The 20,573-nt window shown below is 44.2% G+C and carries 20 protein-coding genes; 17 read left to right on the forward strand and 3 right to left on the reverse strand.

Translation table 11 applies throughout. The annotated features are described in order from the left end of the window. Positions 1 to 56: 56 nt before the first annotated feature. Both FQV26_RS05935 and FQV26_RS05940 read right to left on the reverse strand, forming a co-directional pair. Positions 57 to 704, reverse strand: coding sequence for a hypothetical protein (locus FQV26_RS05935; protein ID WP_146556438.1), 648 nt, complete (start codon positions 702 to 704; stop codon positions 57 to 59). 61 nt (positions 705 to 765) lie between these two features. Further along, the gene (locus FQV26_RS05940) at positions 766 to 1,380 is read right to left on the reverse strand and encodes a CPBP family intramembrane glutamic endopeptidase (protein ID WP_146556439.1); all 615 of its coding nucleotides are present in this window, start codon (positions 1,378 to 1,380) and stop codon (positions 766 to 768) included. 218 nt (positions 1,381 to 1,598) lie between these two features. On the opposite strand from FQV26_RS05940, the gene FQV26_RS05945 reads away from it, so the two are divergent. The 5 genes from FQV26_RS05945 (at position 1,599) to FQV26_RS05965 (ending at position 6,567) form a co-directional block, all read left to right on the forward strand. Then, positions 1,599 to 1,787: a hypothetical protein gene (locus FQV26_RS05945; RefSeq protein WP_146556440.1), complete on the forward strand. Its 189-nt coding sequence runs from the start codon at positions 1,599 to 1,601 to the stop codon at positions 1,785 to 1,787. A 29-nt stretch (positions 1,788 to 1,816) separates the two neighbouring features. Next, positions 1,817 to 2,752 carry an AAA family ATPase gene (locus FQV26_RS05950; RefSeq protein WP_146556441.1) on the forward strand — a complete coding sequence of 312 codons (936 nt, stop codon included), beginning with the start codon at positions 1,817 to 1,819 and terminating at the stop codon, positions 2,750 to 2,752. Then, positions 2,753 to 3,907: a DUF58 domain-containing protein gene (locus tag FQV26_RS05955; RefSeq protein ID WP_146556442.1), complete on the forward strand. Its 1,155-nt coding sequence runs from the start codon at positions 2,753 to 2,755 to the stop codon at positions 3,905 to 3,907. It abuts the gene before it with no gap. Beyond that, entirely contained in the window at positions 3,904 to 5,127 is a 1,224-nt protein-coding gene (locus tag FQV26_RS05960) for a DUF4129 domain-containing protein (protein WP_146556443.1), read from the forward strand. The genes FQV26_RS05955 and FQV26_RS05960 overlap by 4 nt, the downstream gene beginning before the upstream one ends. Before the next feature lie 579 nt (positions 5,128 to 5,706). Then, positions 5,707 to 6,567: an NAD(P)-dependent oxidoreductase gene (locus tag FQV26_RS05965; protein ID WP_146556444.1), complete on the forward strand. Its 861-nt coding sequence runs from the start codon at positions 5,707 to 5,709 to the stop codon at positions 6,565 to 6,567. Between the two features lie 42 nt (positions 6,568 to 6,609). Here the strand turns inward: FQV26_RS05965 and FQV26_RS05970 are convergent, their stop codons facing one another. Further along, the gene (locus FQV26_RS05970; RefSeq protein ID WP_146556445.1) at positions 6,610 to 7,071 is read right to left on the reverse strand and encodes a YkyB family protein; all 462 of its coding nucleotides are present in this window, start codon (positions 7,069 to 7,071) and stop codon (positions 6,610 to 6,612) included. Between the two features lie 274 nt (positions 7,072 to 7,345). On the opposite strand from FQV26_RS05970, the gene fadH reads away from it, so the two are divergent. The 12 genes from fadH (at position 7,346) to FQV26_RS06030 (ending at position 20,565) form a co-directional block, all read left to right on the forward strand. Beyond that, the gene (gene fadH / locus FQV26_RS05975; RefSeq protein WP_146556446.1) at positions 7,346 to 8,113 is read left to right on the forward strand and encodes a 2,4-dienoyl-CoA reductase; all 768 of its coding nucleotides are present in this window, start codon (positions 7,346 to 7,348) and stop codon (positions 8,111 to 8,113) included. A 102-nt stretch (positions 8,114 to 8,215) separates the two neighbouring features. Continuing rightward, entirely contained in the window at positions 8,216 to 8,659 is a 444-nt protein-coding gene (cbpB, locus tag FQV26_RS05980) for a cyclic-di-AMP-binding protein CbpB (protein ID WP_146556447.1), read from the forward strand. A gap of 69 nt (positions 8,660 to 8,728) precedes the next feature. Then, complete coding sequence (locus tag FQV26_RS05985) at positions 8,729 to 10,207, forward strand: MDR family MFS transporter (RefSeq protein ID WP_146556448.1); 1,479 nt, start codon at positions 8,729 to 8,731, stop codon at positions 10,205 to 10,207. Next, on the forward strand, positions 10,197 to 11,072 hold the full coding sequence (locus FQV26_RS05990) for a transcriptional regulator CcpC (RefSeq protein ID WP_146556449.1): 876 nt from the start codon (positions 10,197 to 10,199) through the stop codon (positions 11,070 to 11,072). The genes FQV26_RS05985 and FQV26_RS05990 overlap by 11 nt, the downstream gene beginning before the upstream one ends. A gap of 68 nt (positions 11,073 to 11,140) precedes the next feature. After that, positions 11,141 to 11,854, forward strand: a complete 714-nt coding sequence (gene dapD / locus FQV26_RS05995; RefSeq protein WP_146556450.1) for a 2,3,4,5-tetrahydropyridine-2,6-dicarboxylate N-acetyltransferase — start codon at positions 11,141 to 11,143, stop codon at positions 11,852 to 11,854. Positions 11,855 to 11,866: 12 nt separating this feature from the next. After that, a complete protein-coding gene (locus FQV26_RS06000) occupies positions 11,867 to 12,982 on the forward strand; it encodes an N-acetyldiaminopimelate deacetylase (RefSeq protein ID WP_146556451.1) in 1,116 nt (371 codons plus the stop codon). A 132-nt stretch (positions 12,983 to 13,114) separates the two neighbouring features. Beyond that, positions 13,115 to 15,472, forward strand: coding sequence for a hypothetical protein (locus tag FQV26_RS06005; RefSeq protein WP_146556452.1), 2,358 nt, complete (start codon positions 13,115 to 13,117; stop codon positions 15,470 to 15,472). After that, a complete protein-coding gene (locus FQV26_RS06010) occupies positions 15,469 to 16,404 on the forward strand; it encodes an ABC transporter ATP-binding protein (RefSeq protein ID WP_146556453.1) in 936 nt (311 codons plus the stop codon). The genes FQV26_RS06005 and FQV26_RS06010 overlap by 4 nt, the downstream gene beginning before the upstream one ends. Then, the gene (locus FQV26_RS06015; RefSeq protein WP_146556454.1) at positions 16,401 to 17,243 is read left to right on the forward strand and encodes an ABC transporter permease; all 843 of its coding nucleotides are present in this window, start codon (positions 16,401 to 16,403) and stop codon (positions 17,241 to 17,243) included. The genes FQV26_RS06010 and FQV26_RS06015 overlap by 4 nt, the downstream gene beginning before the upstream one ends. A 12-nt stretch (positions 17,244 to 17,255) precedes the next feature. Next, positions 17,256 to 18,704, forward strand: a complete 1,449-nt coding sequence (locus FQV26_RS18705) for a hypothetical protein (RefSeq protein WP_186759639.1) — start codon at positions 17,256 to 17,258, stop codon at positions 18,702 to 18,704. 14 nt (positions 18,705 to 18,718) lie between these two features. Further along, positions 18,719 to 19,711 carry an AAA family ATPase gene (locus FQV26_RS06025; RefSeq protein ID WP_146556455.1) on the forward strand — a complete coding sequence of 331 codons (993 nt, stop codon included), beginning with the start codon at positions 18,719 to 18,721 and terminating at the stop codon, positions 19,709 to 19,711. Next, positions 19,708 to 20,565: a DUF58 domain-containing protein gene (locus FQV26_RS06030; protein WP_146556456.1), complete on the forward strand. Its 858-nt coding sequence runs from the start codon at positions 19,708 to 19,710 to the stop codon at positions 20,563 to 20,565. Before FQV26_RS06025 ends, FQV26_RS06030 begins: the two co-directional genes overlap by 4 nt. The last annotated feature ends 8 nt before the right edge of the window (positions 20,566 to 20,573 follow it).

A 20,573-nucleotide genomic window follows, 5' to 3' on the forward strand; every position in this document is an offset into this window, starting at 1 on the left:
ATCCAAGCGGATGGCCTTTTTGTATGGCTGAACAAGTGGAGAAGACCACTTGTTATTTATTGTTCAGGTAATTCGATGGTTTTACCCATAGCTATAAAGTCTTCAGTAGCATTAAGGGCACTATCATCAAATATTGTCAGACGCACCAGGAGGTTCTCTTTTTCATAGACGATACCCGTTACAGTACCTTCTGTACTCGGCACTTCGTAGGCTGATGCTTGTTTAAAATCAGATCCGTCGAAATTGGTTGCTTCAGCAGGTTCTTCATCTGGATTAACTGCTGCCAAAGTTTGTTTCATGCTCTCTTCAAGAGAAGTGAAATCGGCTTCCTCAGGTGTGAAAGTTTCGATGCGCATAAAGACAGCCGAATTATCTTCTGCATATAATGCATCTTTTTTCGGTTCTTCTGCCGTTAGGGCATAACCGTCTAATAGATAAAGTTCGTAATTCTGCTCTTCGCTTTGAGTTAATGTGCCAGGCGGATCACTTTCTTCTGAATCTTCACCAGCACTGGCATCCTCTTCAGTTCCTTCGGTGACTTCTTCAGCAGGCGTGCTGTCATCTGTCTCTTCATCGACGACTTCTTCTACAGCCTCTTCAGGCGCATTGCCGATATCTTCCTCAGCAGTATTTGGAGATCCGCATGCTGTTAGCAGTGCGCCAACCGTTAAAATGGATGATAATAAAAATAATTGCTTCTTCATAAAAAAATTCCTCCCTATCGGTTTGTCTAGTAGACGTTTGAAAGGAAGGAACGTTTCATGATTAAATAGGCAAAGGCAAGATCAAGAACAGCAGGACGATCATGACCAGGTGAGTGACGATGATGAGCGGCAAACTTTTTTTCCATTCGTAGAGCAATCCAAGAATCAACCCTGCCACGATCCCAGCGGCTACACCGGGCCAAAATCCACTTAACGCTAATGCAAAACCGAAAAGAACGGAACTGCTTATAACTGCCAATGGGGTGGAAACATAAAGTTTCAATTTCTGTTGGACCAAGCCCCTCCAAAATATTTCTTCACCCGGTACAATGATAAACATCAAAAGGAGATAATGCCAAATCGAGATAGGAGCAAATGCCGATAAAAAGGATTCAACAGATCCGGTTATATTTATCGGTGTCATGAGCAGCAATTGAAATCCGGCAGCAATGAATCCGTAAAGAATTGTACCGTAACCCAAACCGTAAGCCAAAGATTTCCAAGTGGCAAGTTCATCAAATATCTTAACGAATATAATAGCGATAGACATTAAAATCAGCATCGCAAATGTGTACATATACCAAAATATGGCGGTGTTTTCAAAGGCTAAATTGTATAAGTAGAAAGCCAATGGCAACATCACTATTAAAGGATGCTGCTTAAAAAAGTTAATCATGTAAATCCTCCTAAAAATTGAGGCCGCACCCATGTGATTGGCAACTGCAAGGACAAAGATGTCCGGCTCGTTTTCTTGCTGTATACTAGTATTTAGCGCGGATTTTAAAATCTGCAATAAATGATGCCATATTAAGATATGGCTAACCCAATAATGATCGTCCGTCTAGTATTATAACAGAAGGCATTCTTAAAACTAAGGCAAAAGGAGAACAATTCATGACTGACTATAACCAGCAACTCGAAGATTTGAAAAATGGGAAAATCGAATCCATCACAATCGAAAAAGAAAATTTTCTGAATTTCCGTACCGTGCTAATTGCGCGTGAGGATTTTAAGCATTTTAGAGGTACGGCCTACCATCATGGAACGACAGTCTATACGTACACAGAAGAACCGTCGAAATAAAAAATCGCCATGAAAGCGGAGGAGATACAGTGGGGACGTTTGCGCAGGTCAAAGCACAGTTAAATGAGTTGGTGGTCGGCAGAGAAAAAGAGATTGATTTCATGCTGATCGCATTAATTCAAGGGGGACATGTATTGCTTGAAAGTGTACCGGGTTCAGGCAAAACATGGATGGCCAAAGCATTTGCAGGTTCATTTGCAGGCCAATTTCAGCGAATTCAATTTACGCCGGATGTTTTGCCGTCAGATGTGACTGGCATTCGTTTCTTTAATCCAAAAAATCAGGAATTTGAATTGCGTACAGGCCCCGTACAAACCAATTTGCTGTTGGCAGATGAAATCAACCGAGCAACACCACGGACGCAGTCTAGTTTGCTGGAATCGATGGAAGAAAAACAGGCTACTATAGACGGGGAGACAGTACAATTGCCAGATCCTTTTATCGTGATTGCAACACAAAATCCTGTGGAGTCGCAGCAGGGAACATTTCCGCTTCCTGCTGCACAACTGGACCGTTTTTTATTCCGCTTAGAAATCGGCTATCCCGCACATGAAGAAGAATTGGCTATTATCCGAAATTTCCGAGATAACGTCTCCCATAAAAAAGAAATTTTGCCTGTCGCATCAGTCGAAGACGTCAGGAACTGGCAGTTCGAAGCTGGAAAGGTAGCGGTTCACGAAGATATCGAATTGTACATCCTAGCACTTGTCCGTGCAACACGAGAGCATCCATTGATTGAACTTGGTTTAAGTTCCCGCGCGGCCCTGGCACTTGTTCATGCAGCTCAAGGAAGAGCATATATCGAGGGACGCAATTTCGTGACGCCCGATGACGTCAAATACATACTCGAACCTGTAGCTGTTCATCGCTTGATGCTGACAGCCGAAGGAATGCTCGTTCAAGAACCATCAGCTGTTTTACGCGAAATTTCAAATTCTGTGCCTTCACCGGTTGAGGCATTCTAGATGATGTGGATACGCCATGATTACGATACCAAAAACACGACATGGATTTTAGGGTTTTTGTTTGCCTTGTTTTTCATGGCTATGGCATTTTTGCAGTTTACGGCTGCCGCTGTAATTGTTTTTATGGCAGCAGTAATAGGTCTGCAGAAGCTTTACTTTAATCGTGTCGGTGAAAACCTGATCTTTCAAAACGATCGAATACGAAAACGCGTGCTTTATGGAGGAGATTCTTCTTGGAAACTGATTTTCCAGAATCAAGGCTTGCCTATTTGGGGCGGTCAATTGAAAATATGGTTTCATGATGCGGTGGAACCTCAAGGCCAACAGATTGCGAGTTATGGAAATTTGGTCGAATTAGACCTGCCTTTTGCCATCGGCAGAAATCAGACGATAGAAATTGATATACCCGTTACTGGAAAAAAAAGAGGCAGATCACGAATCAATAAAATGGAAATAACGATTCCTCATCCATTCGGAGAAGGGAGCGTAATGTTGGAGTACCAGCCAAAGATTCTTCACGAGCAGCTGGTATTTCCTAAGCTCCGGAAACATCCTTTCCGTTATGCGCCATCACGCCATAAACCGGGCCAATTCAACTTGCAGCATTCTTTATATGATGATCCGTTTCAGCCAATCGGCACGCGTGATTATGTGTCAACTGATCAATTCAATCAAATTCATTGGAAAGCCAGTATCAGGATGCAAAATTACCAAACAAAAATCTTTTCGCAAGTTGCCAATGAATCGATGCTTTTTGCATTAAATATTTCCACCCTTTACGGCACTATTTACAATATGGAAGAGCGAATTGAAGAATTGGCTTCGTATATCGAGAATTGCTACAGTGCCGGAGTGCCTTATGCAGTTGCCATCAATATCCGCTCAGCTGGAAAAACGCCTTATTTATATTTGCCTGCAGGGCAAGGTCAGAAGCAGCGCCAACAGGCATTAGAATTATTGTCGATCATCTCTAAAGATAGCCCGACGCTACCGTATCGTTCTATGTTGGGTCATTTGGATATGCATACTGTCCTGCCGTATACGACTTATCTGCTGACCGATGAGCCGGAACAAGCAATCCAATTTATTCAAAAATGGAGGAGCCAGACAGAGTTAACTGTAATCGGGGGCAAAAAGGAAGGTGAGCCGGCATGAAATCAATGATTGTAGCCGCTTTCCATTTTATGCTCGATGCTTTAATCATCTCTTTAGTTCTGGTGTTTTTTTTCAACGAATTAGCATTAGCACTAGTTTGGAGTTGGCTCCTGATTACATTGCTGATTTCTATTATTGCTTACTTTGTTTTCATTAAGCAAAGTTATCAATTGGCATGGGCAATCGGAATTTCTGTGATGGCTGCTGGAGGCATGTGGTCAGCGGGAGTTGGATTGGGGCTGGCCTTGATTTTGGGTATGCTCTTTCTCTATCTGCTCCATAAACATTATTCGGCCAACTATGAAAAAATTAATCAGGACCATCATTTCTTGATGAAATTTATACTGGTATTCAGTCTTTGCTGGGTAGTTCTTTTAATAAACCCGAATCCGCAAACCAGCCAATTGCTTTTTATCATTGCACCTTTGGCTATTCTGTTTTATGTGGCTGGCCGTCTGCTGTCCGGTTATTTTCTTTCGCGGAAGGACGGTGTCCGATTCAGCCAGGTTGCCAAAGTTTTTGGGATTATAGCCAGTGTTCCGGCAGTAGCAGCCATCTGTACTTTCTTTTTCGCGGATGAAGTCCGAAAATTGGCTGGTTTGATTGTGGGCGGAGCTATACAGGTTCTTTTCTGGCCATTAGCATTGTTGCTGGAACAAATCACTGAATTTCTTTCGGGCTTATCGACGGAGGAAGAAATGCAGGAAACCATTGACAAACTGGGTCCAGAGGAATCGTCAGCCGCTAACGATTCTGCAATAACACAAACAACGTCCGCCGATTTCCCGGTTGAAGTCTTGCTCGCTATCGTAGTGCTGACATGCGCTGTTGCACTAGTGCTATGGCTGAGAAAAGTGAAACCCGAAGCTGCACTGCCTGAAAAAGAAAGCAGCGTGACAATCGCCCGACATAATCATCCGTCTGCACAACAATTGGTTCAAACGCCAGTTTCACTATACAGCCAGACAATGGATTTGCATCAAATCAGGGAAGTTTTCCGGGAGTTTGAGCATGCCGCAAAAGAGCATGGAATGGAGCGGGAGAATTACGAGACGGTCCGGGAATGGATGGCCCGAATGCAGTGGGATGTGACAGAATCTTTTTACACCACCTATGATCAAGTGCGATACGGGGACAAACCATTGCCTGAAATGCAAACAATCCAATTTATAAATGAAATTAAAAAAATAAAAGGTAAATATTTAAAAGAAAATGTTTAAAGTCATTTCAGGAGGGGGATAGTATACTTGAACACAGCAACATTCTCATTTCCCCCTTTTGTGGTCGGTCCGTTTACGGATCGGCTTCTTTTTTTGTTTAAAAGCTGCAGGAGGGCTTAGGCTTTTCTATTGTTCAGACTCCGGCAGCCAGATTCTAGGGTCATAAGCCACACCAGCTGTGCGGCTGAAGGAACGCCGCTTCGCCAGCGCGTCTTATGCCCGTCGAATCTACACGGCAGCCTCCGCTTTTCTGTATTGTTCAGACTCCGGCAGCCAGATTCTAGGGTCATAAGCCACTCTAGCTGTGCGGCTGAAGGAACGCCGCTTCGCCAGCGCGTCTTATGCCCGTCGAATCTATACGGCAGCCTTCGCTTATCTGTATTGTCCAGACTCCGGCAGCCAGATTCTAGGGTCATAAGCCACACCAGCTGTGCGGCTGAAGGAACGCCGCTTCGCCAGTGCGTCTTATGCCCGTCGAATCTACACGGCAGCCTCCGCTTTTCTGATTTTTATTTACATAAGTGAATATCCTGAAGATTTTTGCTAAACTGAAGATATATACAAAAGGAGGAAATACATATGAAGCTCGGATTTATTGGAACGGGAGTCATGGGCAATAGCCTGGTCAAACACTTACTGGATGATGAGCATGAAGTCTCTATTTACACAAGAACAGCTAAAAAAGCGGAGAACTTGGTTGAAGCAGGAGCTGTGCTTGTAGATTCACCACAGCAAGTAGCTGAAAACTGTGAAATCATTTTCACGATGGTCGGCTATCCGTCAGATGTTGAAGAGGTTTATTTTGGTGAGGCAGGCCTCATTGAGCATGCAAAAACGGGTTCTGTATTGGTTGACATGACAACCTCCAAACCGAACCTGGCTCAAAGAATTTTTGAAGCCGCTGCCAAAAAAGGGCTTCACGCATTGGATGCTCCGGTGTCTGGTGGGGATATTGGTGCAAGAAACGGCGTGTTATCCATTATGGTTGGCGGAGAGAAGGATATATTCAAGCAAATATCTCCGATTCTCAATCTGTTTGGTGAAAACATTGTGTTCCAAGGTCCTGCAGGTTCGGGGCAGCACACCAAAATGTGCAACCAAATCAACATAGCGAGCAACATGATTGGCGTATGCGAATCGCTCATATATGCAGAAAAAGCCGGGTTGGATCCTGAGCGAGTGCTGCGGTCCATTTCATCAGGTGCAGCCGGATCTTGGTCTCTTTCGAACTTAGCGCCAAAAATGATTAACGACGATTTTCGACCGGGCTTTTACATTAAGCATTTTATAAAAGACATGAAAATTGCGGCAGAAGAAGCTGAAAACTGGGGATTGAATCTGCCGGGGCTTCGCTTGTCATTAAGTATGTATGAAGAGTTAGCGGCGAAGGGCTATGGAGATAATGGCACACAAAGCTTAATTCAGCAGTATAAAGCATAAGAAAAGCCGGAAATCTGTAACGATTTCCGGCTGTTGATCCAATCAATCAAAATATGATTTCTTCGGTGAATAAAAACGGTCAACTTGCCTAGGCTGGTAGGTTTTAGTGAAATTGGAAACAGCCGCTTCTTTTTTCTGAGGTTCCAACCCGGTCAGCACCCGTAAAATTTCTTTTGCCACTTTTAAATTCATTCGGCTTGGAGGATTGCGATATGTGTCATCCAGATGCCCTAAATGTTCAAGTGATGAGAAATCTTCTTTTTTCGGGAGCATATGAAAATAGTAATTGCCGCATTTTACGAGGACTGAAGATTGTTGTTGACTTTTCTGAGGGTTTTTACTGAAGTGCAAGCCGATTTTTTGTGCACGTTGTTGTTCAATCATGGAATTTAAAGCTTCTTTTTTTAGAGCATATAAATACTGATTGTCAGGGGCAGTTTTTGCGTGCCGATTAACAGTGAAAATGGCTTGCGCGATATCTGAATCTGATTTGGAAGATGGCATGAACTCATTCCTTTCATACAAAATAGTGATTAGTTCGACTTTATCATATCAAAATTTATAGGTACTGTATACCAAAGGGCATATGCTTTAAAAGGGGAAAGCGGCTGGTGTGTAGAACTGTAGTAAATAGGGTGAAAAAAGGAAATACCTTTTACATCGCTTCACCTAAAGTCTGTTTTTTTTCGATCTGTTCACTTAGGATAAGCTGTATCGTTAGAGGCAGATGAAACATGGTGATTCAAGGTTTACAGTCTAATTCAAAGGGGATGTTTGAATGTTTGCTGATCAAACGATTATTGTTACAGGTGGATCAAGCGGAATGGGGCTGCATATGGCCAAGAAATTTGCTTCCGAGGGAGCAAACGTCGTCATAACCGGACGAGATATGGAAAAACTCAACGAAGCTGTGAAAGCGATTTCAGGAGAACGCGGTTCAGTCGAAGTGTTCCAAATGGATGTCCGGGAACCAGAGCATGCCAAAGCTATGGTGAAATTCGCTCATGATAAGTTTGGAAGAGTGGATGGCTTGGTCAACAATGCAGCTGGCAACTTTATCGTCCACGCTGAAAAATTATCACCGAATGGTTGGAAATCAGTTATTGATATCGTCTTAAACGGCACTTTTTTCTGTTCTCATGCAGTGGGCAATTACTGGATTGAAAACGGAACAAAAGGCAATATCTTAAATATGCTTGCCACTTATGCCTGGAATGCAGGAGCAGGCGTGGCGCATTCGGCTGCTGCCAAAGCAGGTGTTATGTCATTGACACGAACATTGGCTGTTGAATGGGGAACGCAATTTGGAATTCGGGTTAATGGGATTGCGCCTGGACCCATCGAGCGGACTGGCGGAGCCGATAAACTTTGGGAATCCGAGAAAGCAGCGAAGCGCACGTTGGAATCGATTCCTTTGGGGAGGCTCGGAAAACCGGAAGAAGTGGCGGAACTTGCGGCCTTTATCATGTCGGAGAAGGCTGCCTATATGAACGGAGAAATCGTCACTTTGGACGGGGGCCAATGGCTGAACAAATTTCCTTTTTAAGTAATTTTACACAGCAATAAATTAGTTTCAGAAATCTTGATGTGTTATGATGAAATCTGAATGGTGGCATCTAATACAGGCGATGCAAAAGGAGTAGAGTACATGATTTCATTACCAAGCAGAGATTTTCTTGATACACCAATCGAAGAATATATCATTTCTTCCGAAAAAGTTGCACATGTTCAGATGGGTAACAGTGCTGAACATGCATTGCTCGTTCTGACGAAGACGGGTTATTCAGCAATTCCGGTTTTGGATTCGAAATACCGCTTTTGCGGTTTGATCAATGCACAACGGATTACTGATGCAATTCTTGGAATGGATCATATAGAATACGAGCGGCTTTCTGATATCCGAGTAGAAGATATCATGGAAAAAGATCTGCCTTTAATCCACATCAACGAGCGTTTTCAAAAAGCGCTTGATATGGTCATCAATCAAAACTTTCTTTGCGTCATTGACGACGAAGAAATGTTTATGGGGATATTGACGCGGCGTGTTGTTTTGAAACAGCTAAAAAAGCAAATTTATCAATTGAAAAGATAAACACCGCAATAACGGAGAAGGTCTCATCCCAGAGGCCTTTTTTTCTGTCATTGGAAAAGAGGTTGTGTAATGGATAAAACAAAAAGGCCATTGGTTCTGGCTGCTGTCATGTTGGCGATGTTTGTCAGTGCTGTCGAAGCAACTATTGTATCGACAGCTATGCCAAGCATTGCCTCTGAACTGGGCGGGTTTTCTAAATACAGCTGGGTATTCTCTGCCTATTTATTGATGAGCACGGTAACGGTCTTATTATACGGGAAATTATCGGATATATTTGGGCGTAAGCGCATATTTGCTGTTGGTATGTCCTTGTTCCTGCTCGGCTCCTTATTATGCGGGTTCGCCAATTCAATAGATGAACTCATTTTTTATCGATTTGTTCAGGGAATGGGCGCGGGCGCAGTAATGCCGATAGCGACGACAATTGTCGGAGACATCTACTCACGGGAGGAACGCGCGAAAATTCAAGGTTATTTATCAAGTGTCTGGGGGATATCAGCAGTTACCGGACCGGCGATTGGGGGGATTCTTGTCGCAACCATCGGCTGGGAATATGTATTCTGGCTGAATTTGCCATTGGGAGTTGTCTCGCTGATTGGGGTACTATTATTTTTGAAAGAACCGGTGAATACGAAGAAACCGGTAATAGATTATAAAGGAGCCGCTTTATTGACGGCAGCTTTATCGACAATGCTGTATTTCCTTGTAGAAGGAGGCGTCTCATTTGATTGGCTGTCAGGCAAAGCCCTGATTCTGTTGGTTGCCAGCACCCTGTTTTTTGTACTATTTATTTTGGTGGAGAAAAAAGCCATTGATCCGATGATGCCTTTTGAAATTTGGCGAAATAAGACGATTCTTTACGCGAATTTGGTGTCATTGGCAACGGGTGTCATTTTAATCAGCATCTCCAGCTATTTGCCAACTTATGTAACCGGAGTGATGGAGCAGCCTGCAGCAATTGCCGGCTTCACTTTGACAGCTATGTCCATTGGCTGGCCATTGGCTGCCTTTTTCTCAGGCAGGCTACTTTTGAAAATCGGTTATTTCAAAACCTCTTTGGCTGGGGGCGCGTTCCTGGTAATGGGAACCTTATTATTTGTTTTGATGCAGCCAGGCTTCGGTCCTTTATGGGCTGCCATGTCCAGTTTTTTTATTGGCCTTGGAATGGGCTTGACGAGTACGGCTTTTATTGTTTCCATCCAAGCAGCTGTCTCCTATGAACTACGTGGCTCTGCTACTGCTTCGAATATGTTCATGCGGAACTTGGGCAGTACAATTGGCGTGGCTTTGCTTGGAAGTATCCTCAACAGTTCATTATTGAGTTACTTTGCTGCCAATAATCAAAATTATACCTTAAGCTCCATCAATGATTTGCTGAGTGTGGATAGCCGTGCCGGCATTTCAGCCGAAGCGCTGGGAGTTCTGCAGCAGGCCTTGTCTGGAGCGCTTCAAAACGTCTACTTGGTCACCGCATTTTTCGCGCTCCTCAGCTTTATCTTGATCTTTGGGCTTCGCGGACAAAAAGGAGTGAAGAGCAGTGTCAAATGAAGAACTAATCATCAAAGTATTGGCCGAAGAAGGCAATATGAGAAAAGCGGCTGAACGTTTATTTTTGTCACAACCGGCTTTATCGCAGCGTCTGCAATCTATTGAAAAAGACTGGGGTCAACAATTGTTTATTCGTTCACAAAAAGGTTTGTCTCCAACACCTGCTGGGGAATTGGTCATTCAATATGCAATCGAAACGATCCAACGGAAAGAGGAAGTTTTCGAAGTGCTGCATACCATGACTTCTAAAGTGCATGGAACCTTAAAAATCGCGTGTGCCACGATTATCGGACAAAACTGGCTGCCAAAAGTACTGAAAGATTTTGTGACGCTATATCCAGAAGCGAAAATACAATTGATCACAGGCTGGAGCTCGGAAATTGTCCGTTCACTTTATGAGGGGGAAGCTCATATTGGAATTGTTCGCGGCCATACAGACTGGAAAGGAACAAAAAAGCATCTATTCAAAGACACACTGTATTTAGTAGATAAGGAGATTCGTTCGCTCGAAGAGCTTTTTCAAACAGAACGGCCATTTATCCAATTTAAAAGTGATTCGAATTATTATGAGGAAATTCAGCAATGGTGGCAAAAGCATTTTGCTTCCAATCCGAAACGGCAAATTACGGTGGACCAGATTGAAACGTGTAAGCAAATGGCTGTCAACGGAATCGGGTATGCCATCCTGCCGTCTATTACGCTGACAGGCAGTGAAGACGTGCATATGATGGCATTGACGAATAATAAAGAAGAGCTTGAATTGACACGGGATACTTGGCTGATCGGCTATGAATCAGCTTTCCAGCTACGCCAAGTAGAGGCATTTGTCGATATAGTCGAAAAACATGCCGCTTTATTAAGGTGAAGCGGATGAATTTTTATGCGGAATCAGATATAATAACAGCATCACTTAATAGAAAGAGGTTTTTATTGATGAAACAGATGGATGCAAACGAAATAATCTCGTACATACAGAATGCGAAAAAGTCGACACCGGTAAAAGCATACATAAAAGGCCAAGGCGTGGCTGATTTAGATTATGGTGCAGATTCTAAAGTATTCGGCGAAGGCAGTTCAGTCACTGTATTCGGCGAATGGACGGATATTCAGCAGGCATTGGAAGCGAATGCTTCTGTCATCGAAGACTCTGTCGTTGAAAATGACCGCAGAAATTCAGCAATCCCATTATTAGATATGAAAAATATCAACAGCCGCATTGAACCTGGTGCATTTATTCGTGAAAATGTAGAAATCGGCAATAATTGTATCATTATGATGGGTGCTGTTATCAATATCGGTTCTGTAATCGGAGACGGTACAATGATCGATATGGGCGTTGTTATGGGCGGCCGTGCGACAGTCGGCAAAAACTGCCACATCGGAGCAGGTGCTGTACTTGCAGGTGTAATCGAGCCGGCATCAGCCACTCCTGTCATCATCGAAGACGACGTAATGATTGGTGCTAATGCAGTAATCCTTGAAGGCGTTCGCGTCGGTAAAGGCGCAGTGGTAGCAGCAGGCGCCATCGTTATCGAAGACGTACCTGAAAACTCAGTAGTGGGTGGAACTCCAGCACGCGTATTGAAATTGATGGACGCGAAAACACGTGCTAAAACAGAAATCAAGCAAGAATTGCGCCAGCTGTAATCGGTGAATGCAATGGAATTAGTAAAAATCAGAAGAGATCTTCACCAAATTCCAGAAATTGGCTTTCAGGAATTTAAAACACAGGCTTATTTGCTGGGAACGATTGCTAAGCTGCCGCAAGAGCGCTTGGAAGTAGTGGAGTGGCGAACGGGGATCGCCGTTAAAGTCCTCGGCAGTAATCCGACAAAGCGAATCGGCTGGAGAACGGATATTGATGCTTTGCCGATTACCGAAGAGACAGGACTTTCTTATGAATCGGTTCATCCAGGATTTATGCATGCCTGCGGACACGATATCCATATGACCATCGCCCTTGGTTTGCTTGAAGCATTGATCGAAACTCCAATTAAAGACGATGCCGTAATCCTATTCCAACCAGCAGAAGAAGGACCAGGTGGAGCATTGCCATTTCGTGAATGGCTAAAAAATGACAAACCGGATTTTTTGCCAGATGTGATTTGTGCATTGCATATTGCACCTGAACTTCCGGTCGGCACAGTCGGCACACGCCCTGGCTTATTATTCGCCAACACTTCGGAGTTGTTTATTGATCTTCACGGCAAAGGCGGACATGCCGCTTTTCCTCATTTGACAGAAGACATGGCTGTAGCGGCAGCTTCTTTACTGATGCAGCTGCAGACCATCGTCAGCCGCAATGTCAATCCGATGGACTCAGCGGTGCTGACAGTCGGCAAGCTGAGTGCCGGAACGGTTCAGAATATTATCGCTGAGCACGCCCGGCTTGAAGGGACGATCCGTACGTTGAATAGTGAATCGATGATTCACATGAAAAAACGGATTGAAGCAATTTGCAGGGCAGTTGAAGAAGCCTATAACTGCCGCGTCAGTATTGATTATGGTTCAAGTTACCTCGAGGTTAAGAATGATGAGAAGCTGGCCGATTTGTTTCTGCAATACGCCAGCAAAATTGAAGGTATAAAGGCTATCGAGAGTAAAGCGGCGATGACAGGCGAAGATTTCGGTTATTTCACCGAGCAGCTGCCGGGAATGATGTTCTGGGCAGGCGTTTCTTCAGCCCATGGATTGCACCACTCGAAATTGGAGCCGGATGAAAAAATCCTGCACTTTATGCCGAATTTTATTCACAAATTCTTTTCTGGATTGTAAGAACGGACAGCTTATGCTGCCCGTTCTTTTTTTGTGAAATAAGGGAGATAAACTAGGTTTTTCTTGTGAGAAGATGGAACTATTTAACTTAGCCAGCGTACTAATAAAGAGACGAGTAAAAGGGGGATCATCATGTATAAACGCTTGCTGGCATTTTTTGCTTTAGTATTGCTTATCAGTTTGTTTTTAATGCCGCAGGCATCTTTGGCGGCGCCACAAATCACCGTGGATTCCAGTGCCGGTTTTCAAAATAAGGTGAAGTATGAAAAAGGCCTGCCGCTGCAATTCACTGTGACCAATCAAGGCTCAGCGTTCTCAGGGGACCTGGTGGTCAGTTATTCGGAAACATATACTCTCGGAGCCGGTTTGGCTATGCCAATCGAACTTGCTGAAGGAGAGACTAAGACGCTTCAAATTTCAGCATCTGGCTTATCGGATATGTATTATACGGGTGGACCTGGAGACCAAAGCATCTTCTTATTCGAAGGCGGTTGGGAGGAAGGCAAATCGATCGCTTTTAAGGGTAAAAAAATTATTCAACCCAACTATCATTCACCTGGCGCTTTGTTTATCGCCAGCTTGACGGATAATCAGGATCGGCTGATGCCTTTAAAGCAACTGGCTGTTCCAGCTAGTGAAGGCATCGAAATTATCCATCTCAACCAACTGAAAAATTTTACGTTGCCAACCGAGGCGCAGGCTTGGGACATGATCGATTATTTGGTCATTGATGAATTTGCTTATAGTGATTTGCCGGAGTCTACGCAACAGGCAATCCTGCAATGGGTGCAACAAGGAGGGAATGTTGTTACCGGCTCCACTGGAAATCTGGAAGCAGAGCTTGGAAATTTAAGCGAATACCTGCCTTTGGATTTGGGAAATGCTATTGAAGTTTCAGTTCCGGGGTTAGAAAATCCAATTCCCGCTTATCAAGCTGCAGTTAAGGAAGGAGCGGCTGTGAAGTTGCAGAACGATGGCCAAATTTTGGCGGCAACCCAGCCAATTGGTGCCGGAAGTTTAACGCAAATGAGCTTTTCACTGGGAGATGAAACTGTCTCAAGCCAGAAAGGCTATAGCCAAATGGTATCGAATTTTTTTCCAGTAAGGTCGAATTACAATAATTCAATGGGCGGCCAATCAATTCTCGATTTTATGAGTTATGAAGTGGGCGATGTCAATGAGCTATTCGAAAGCTTCCAAGTATCTAAACCTTTCATTCTGGCAATCATTTTCATCTATATCCTATTGATTGTTCCTGTGCTCTATATCGTATTGAAGAAAAAGGACCGACGGGAATACGCTTGGTTTATCATCCCTGCAGTCGCTTTGCTGACTTCGATCGGCCTATTTGCTTTTGGCGCCAAAGACCGCATCGGCAATCCGCAAATTCAACAAACTGGTTTTTTTGAAGTGGATGCCGATAAAGGACTGAACGGGTATTATGTCAATTCATTATTGTCAAACCGCGGTGGAAATTACCAATTCACTGCGCCATCATCCACTACCATGATCTACCGCATGGGCAGTGAGTTTTCAGAAACTCAGCCTTATCTCTCAGCAATGGTGGAAAAAGGAGCTGCCAGCAATCAGATGACGCTGCGTGACATGCGTTATTGGTCAGTTGAATCCATCATGGGACAGTCGTATATAGAAAACAGCGGTAATTTCAGCGTTGATTTAGGTGTGGCTGATGAAAAAATCACCGGAACTATCCGCAATGATTTTCCATTTACAGTTGAAGATGTTTCAATTTGGTCAGGAACACGCATATTGGACTTGGGTGATTTAAATCCGGGAGAAGAGCTAGCGGTTGATGAAACCATTCAGTCTGATATTTTATCTCCTGCAGCAGCTGTGGGGCAATCCTACAGCTATATGCCGATTGCTGATTTGGAAGAACTGGACAAGGCGCGCCGCCAAACATTGCTTTCCACTTCATTTGAGCAAATGTCACAAAATGGCAAAACTCCCTATGTGATTGCTTATACACAGGATGCAATCGTGCCTATTACTCTTGAAAATCAGCGTGCTTCAGTAGACTCGGTCCACTTGATTGCCCAAAGCTTCAAACCGGAACTGACCCTGAGTGGAGATGTCACCTTGAATACCGACACCTTCGGAATGGAGCTGGTAGGCGCCAGTACTAACGCTTATTTTGAGAACATTTCACAGGATCCTTATCTGTATTACTTGGAAAACGGAGAATACGATATGACCTATACATTGCCGGAAGATATTAAAAAAAATACATCATCCTGGAGCGAACTGTCTGTCACTACCCCTGGGCAAAGTCTGGAAGTCTCCATTCTGAATCATGAAAGTGGCAAGTATGAAGAAATCACACAATCCAGCGAGAAATTCACCGATACGGCAAAAAAATACGTGAGTCCTGAAGGTGCCGTTAAGTTTAAATTAACCATGTCGGGAAATTCAGGGAATCCTGAAATTGTTGTGCCGAAAGTCAAATTGAAAGGAGTGATTACCCCGTGATTGAAACAATCGGATTAACCAAAAAATACGGCTCTTTTTATGCATTGCAGGACTTGAATCTGGTTGTGGAGGACAGCACCGTATTTGGCTTTGTCGGTGCCAACGGTGCAGGGAAATCAACGACTTTTTCGATTTTGGCTACGCTTCTTCAGCCGACAGCAGGGGACGCGTTCATCAATGGCATCAGTGTTACCAAAAACCCGCAGGAAGTACGCAGGCAAATCGGCTATATGCCCGATTTCTTCGGTGTTTATGATCAATTAAAGACAGAGGAGTATTTGGATTTTTATGGAGCCAGCTACGGCATCAAGCCGAAAGAGCGGGCAGTATTAATTCCAAAACTGTTGGAATTGGTCAATCTGGAGCATAAACGCTACGACTACGTAGACTTGCTGTCGCGCGGGATGAAGCAACGGCTATGCCTGGCCCGCGCGTTGATCCATGATCCTAACATTCTTATTTTGGATGAACCGGCTTCCGGACTTGATCCGCGGGCTAGGGTTGAAATGCGCGATATCCTTAGAGAACTGAAAGCGATGGGCAAAACCATATTGATTTCTTCCCATATCCTTCCGGAGCTGGCTGAAATGTGTGACAGCATCGGGGTCATCGACAATGGAAAGTTGATTGCACAAGGATCTGTACACGACATTCAAGCGCAGCTGCAAAGTGAAAAAGTGCTTCGTGTCAAAGTGGCAGGTGATACACAAGCAATTATTCCATTTTTTGAAATGGATCCTTTTGTTTCGCAGATTGAAGATCAGCGCGAAAAAAATGTCATTCAGTTTTTCTATCGAGGAACAGAAGAAGAACAGATGAGACTGCTGCAGCGGGCAATTGAACAAAAGATACCGATCCTGTCGTTTGCAGAAGAAGAGACAGACTTGGAGGATGTCTTTATGGCGATCACAAAAGGAGTGGAAATTGGATGAAAACCTTGGTTACCAATCCGGTACTGATCAAAGAACTTAAATTGCGTTTCCGCAACCTGAAAAGCTTCACAGGCATCCTGTTCTATTTGATTGCAATGAGCATTTTCGTTTTCGGCTTCATCTTTTTGGCAACTTCTTTGACAGGAAGTGGATTTTTCCGTCCCGATGAAAGTTTTATGCTGTTCAGCATCATGACTTATATTCAACTAGGTCTTATTTTATTCATCACGCCGGCATTAACAGCGGGTACGGTCAGCTCTGAACGTGAAAAGCAGACCTTGAATATTTTACTGACGACATCTCAGACGTCTTTCCAAATCATATTCGGAAAGATGACGTCGTCCATCGCATTTCTATTGCTGATGATTGTTTCTGGGTTGCCTATTTACAGTTTGGTATTCTTGTATGGCGGGGTTTCACCGAGTCAGTTGTTTTTCATCTTTCTGTTCTATTTATTGACTTTGCTGGCTATCGCCAGTATCGGCGTGATGCTTTCCACCTTAATCCGGAAAACTATTGTTGCCATCATTGCAACCTATGGAGCGATGATATTTATGGCAGGGGTGACAGCATTTTTCCTGCTGATATCGATTCAGGTTTCTCAAATGGGTTCTGGAGCCCCCTCTATGTCACCTATGGCGCATTTTTGGGCGACCATCAATCCGCCGGCCGTTATGTTGACTTTGTTGCAGCCGCCCATGCAAGACCAGTTGCAAAGCCTAACGATGGTTCCGATTCCGCTATGGGTCGGCTACACAATTTTCTATCTGCTCCTATCAGTTGCCTGCATTTTTCTGGCAGTCAAAAAGTTGCGCGTCAATATGAATAAATACAAATAAGGAGGGATTTCCATGAACAATCGTGATATTTACAGGTATGTCAGAAAAACTGGACTGCTGTTAAAATTGCTCCATTTCAGCCGCAGTTTGCAGTTTGCTTTGTTTGCAGGCCTAACTTCAGCTGCAGTCCTCCTGATGGTGTCACGCTTGTTCGTGCTTCCTTATTATGAATTTTATGCATATGCAGCCGGATTTGCCGCTGTCTTGAGCTGGATTTTATTGTCCATAAAAGATTTGCCCAATAGACAGCAGGCAGTGCAGGAACTGGACCGTTTCACACCTCACAATCAATTACTGACTGTTTGGAAGCTGACTGAGAAAAATGCACTGGCAGAAGATTTGATCACTAAAACTGCACAAACCATTCCTTATAGTTATCAATTATTTAGGAAGGAGCGGAAAGCGTGGCTGCGTCCGAAATGGTTGGTAGGGGTAGTGATCAGCGGTGCACTGGTGTTATTGCTGGTGATTTTTCCGAGCAGTTTGCAGAATGAGGCAAATGATGTTGAAAAAGAGCTTGAGTTAGCGGAAGACATCAAAAAAGAAGTTGAAAAAATAAAAGCTACAGCAGAAACGGAACTAGTCAAAAAAGAATTGGATGCGTTAAAGACCTTCTTAGAAAAAAAAGAAGATCCAGAAGCATTATTGAAAGAAGTGGTTAAAAAACAGAAAGAACTGGATTTAAAAAAGCGGCAATTGGCAGAAGAAAAGAGCACTGATGCGGAAGCGATAAACAAAGACTTAGAAAAAGCTTCCGATCAATTGGCAGAACAGGCGGGGAAAACCCAGACGGCTTTGAGTAATATGGGCAAGCCTGTCGCATTCCCATTGCAGCAAACCATCGCCAATCGTCAGCAATCCAGCGAGGAGGACTCAACTGGTTCAGCGGCTGGTCAAGCTTCCGAAGCTGATGGTGAAGCCGGTGATTCCACTGCTGGCGACCAGTCTTCAAGCGGTGGAGAAAATCCAGAAGAAGCAAATGATACAGCGAACAATCAAGGGCAAGGACAAGGACAGGGTCAAGGCCAAGGACAAGGACAAGGACAAGGACAAGGACAGGATCAAGGCCAAGGACAAGGACAAGGAGAAGGACAAGGACAAGGACAAGGGCAAGGGCAAGGACAGGGTCAAGGTCAAGGCCAAGGCCAAGGACAAGGGCAAGGGCAAGGACAAGGCGGTGGAGCTGGAAAAGGCAAAGGAAGCCGAGATTTGTTGACTGTGCCATCCAGAATCGGTGGTGAAGGGGAAACCGCAGTCGACAATGGTGAAATTGGTGAAGGCCAAGCGGCAGGAGAGCAGAAAGGACCTGTTCCAGCAACAAAAGGAAGTGTACAGCCTTATGCGGATGTTGTAGGTGATTATTCAGCATCTTATTTTTCTAGTGTCGATCGCCTGCAATTACCGCCTGATCTCCAAACGATAGTAGAGCAGTATTTTACGGATATTGAAAACGATGAATAGAAAAGAGGAATTTTATGACCTATACAACAGATCAATTTACAGATATGAGTCAATTGCTTGAGGAAGTCAGGGCTGAAATCGGACGCTTTATTGTCGGTCAGGAAAATGCAGTAGAGTTTTCCTTATATGCCATATTGGCGGATGGACATGCTTTACTGGAAGGGCTTCCTGGGCTTGGAAAAACGATGCTGATCCGCACCGTTTCGGATGTTCTTGATTTATCGTTTTCAAGAATCCAATTTACGCCTGATTTGATGCCGTCTGATATAACAGGAACAAGCCTGATTGAGCGCGATGCAGAAGGGCGCCAACAGTTTACCTTCCGAGAAGGACCGATTTTTCATCAAATGGTGTTGGCCGATGAAATCAACCGGGCTACCCCCAAAACCCAAAGTGCACTGCTAGAAGCGATGGGGGAAAAAACGGTCACCATTCTTGGTGATACCAAAAAGATGGCGAGGCCCTTCTTTGTTTTGGCGACACAAAATCCAATTGAAATGGAAGGGACATACCCCTTGCCTGAAGCACAAATGGACCGATTTTTATGCAAAATCCTTGTTTCCTATCCAAACCGCCAAGAGCTAGCTGAAATCAGCCGGCGGACGACAGGAGCTGAAACCATCAGCCTCAGCAAAAAAATGAATACTGCCAGCCTGATTGAGGCGCAGCAGATGGTCAAAGAGGTATTAATGGCAGAAGACATTCTTATGGTAGCTGTGGATATTATTCAAAATACCCACCCTGAACATTCAGAGCACGAGCAGATTCAGCAGTTTGTTCAGTACGGCAGCGGTCCGCGCGGATTACAGAGTCTGATAAAGCTGGCTAAAGCACGTGCTTTGATGGAAGGGCGATATCACGTGTCGATAGGTGATTTAAAATATGTGGCTAAACCAGTATTGCGTCATCGCTTGTTATTGAATTATGAAGCTGAAGCTATTGGAAAAGAAGCGGATGAATTGATCGATCTGGTTCTCAGCACGGCAGGAAAAGGCGTTCTGAAATGAGCTCATTAAAGCTTCCTGCCGATTGGGGATTACGCCTCAGCCGCTATGCCATTGGCACAAAAGCAAAAATCAGAGGACATCACAAAGGCTCCCATCGGTCGATGCGGTTCGGCAGTTCACTGGATTTTTCTGATTTTCGTGAATATCATCCAGGAGATGATGTCCGCCACATTGATTGGAACGTTTACGCCCGGACCGAGCGCGTCTATATTAAACGTTTTTTGGATGAGCAGGAAATGCGCATTCACATACTCCTCGATAGCTCCAAATCAATGAACAATAAATGGCTGTTCGCCAAACAGCTGGCATATTCTCTAGGATTGATGGTATTGGCAAGTGATGATCGTCTGACGGTATCAGCGGGCCAAAAAGCGGTGCCTTTCCGAAAGAAAGGGAAGTCGGCCAGGAAGCTGTTTGAGCATTTCATGTCTTCGGTTTTGGAACCGGCCACTTTGTCTTTTGCCAAACAAGCAAGCTTCCATGCAGCAAAAGATTCTACGGTTCTATTCATCGTTTCAGATGGCCTTGAGCCGTTGAAAGACTGGCAAGTGTTTTTCAGACAGGCTCCAGCGTATGCGCACGATATTCGCTTTATCCACATCAGTACAGAAGAAGAGCGGACTCCTTCTTACAAAGGAGACTTTCGCTTTATTGATGACGAAACCGAGCAGGTTCTGAATGTCACAGTAACAGAAGAAGCGCTCCGTACGTACCGGCACCAAAGTGAACTTCACACAAAAGGGCTGGAATCACTTTGTCGAACATATGGCATCGCCTATTTGCCAGTGCGTGTGGAGGATGGAATGGAGCAAGTGTTATTTCAGCAAATGGTTCGAAAAAATTGGATTAAATGAGGTGAAGC

Origin of the sequence: Planococcus sp. CPCC 101016 (assembly GCF_007859295.1) — a bacterium.
Taxonomy (GTDB): Bacteria; Bacillota; Bacilli; order Bacillales_A; family Planococcaceae; genus Planococcus.

Excerpts from the sequence above, each read along its gene's own strand:
- FQV26_RS05935 (WP_146556438.1), bottom strand. The coding sequence starts at position 704 with ATGAAGAAGCAATTATTTTTATTATCATCCATTTTAACGGTTGGCGCA.
- FQV26_RS05940 (WP_146556439.1), bottom strand. The coding sequence starts at position 1,380 with ATGATTAACTTTTTTAAGCAGCATCCTTTAATAGTGATGTTGCCATTG.
- FQV26_RS05945 (WP_146556440.1), top strand. The coding sequence starts at position 1,599 with ATGACTGACTATAACCAGCAACTCGAAGATTTGAAAAATGGGAAAATC.
- FQV26_RS05955 (WP_146556442.1), top strand. The coding sequence starts at position 2,753 with ATGATGTGGATACGCCATGATTACGATACCAAAAACACGACATGGATT.
- FQV26_RS05960 (WP_146556443.1), top strand. The coding sequence starts at position 3,904 with ATGAAATCAATGATTGTAGCCGCTTTCCATTTTATGCTCGATGCTTTA.
- FQV26_RS05965 (WP_146556444.1), top strand. The coding sequence starts at position 5,707 with ATGAAGCTCGGATTTATTGGAACGGGAGTCATGGGCAATAGCCTGGTC.
- FQV26_RS05970 (WP_146556445.1), bottom strand. The coding sequence starts at position 7,071 with ATGCCATCTTCCAAATCAGATTCAGATATCGCGCAAGCCATTTTCACT.
- fadH (WP_146556446.1), top strand. The coding sequence starts at position 7,346 with ATGTTTGCTGATCAAACGATTATTGTTACAGGTGGATCAAGCGGAATG.
- cbpB (WP_146556447.1), top strand. The coding sequence starts at position 8,216 with ATGATTTCATTACCAAGCAGAGATTTTCTTGATACACCAATCGAAGAA.
- FQV26_RS05985 (WP_146556448.1), top strand. The coding sequence starts at position 8,729 with ATGGATAAAACAAAAAGGCCATTGGTTCTGGCTGCTGTCATGTTGGCG.
- dapD (WP_146556450.1), top strand. The coding sequence starts at position 11,141 with ATGAAACAGATGGATGCAAACGAAATAATCTCGTACATACAGAATGCG.
- FQV26_RS06000 (WP_146556451.1), top strand. The coding sequence starts at position 11,867 with ATGGAATTAGTAAAAATCAGAAGAGATCTTCACCAAATTCCAGAAATT.
- FQV26_RS06005 (WP_146556452.1), top strand. The coding sequence starts at position 13,115 with ATGTATAAACGCTTGCTGGCATTTTTTGCTTTAGTATTGCTTATCAGT.
- FQV26_RS06015 (WP_146556454.1), top strand. The coding sequence starts at position 16,401 with ATGAAAACCTTGGTTACCAATCCGGTACTGATCAAAGAACTTAAATTG.
- FQV26_RS18705 (WP_186759639.1), top strand. The coding sequence starts at position 17,256 with ATGAACAATCGTGATATTTACAGGTATGTCAGAAAAACTGGACTGCTG.
- FQV26_RS06025 (WP_146556455.1), top strand. The coding sequence starts at position 18,719 with ATGACCTATACAACAGATCAATTTACAGATATGAGTCAATTGCTTGAG.
- FQV26_RS06030 (WP_146556456.1), top strand. The coding sequence starts at position 19,708 with ATGAGCTCATTAAAGCTTCCTGCCGATTGGGGATTACGCCTCAGCCGC.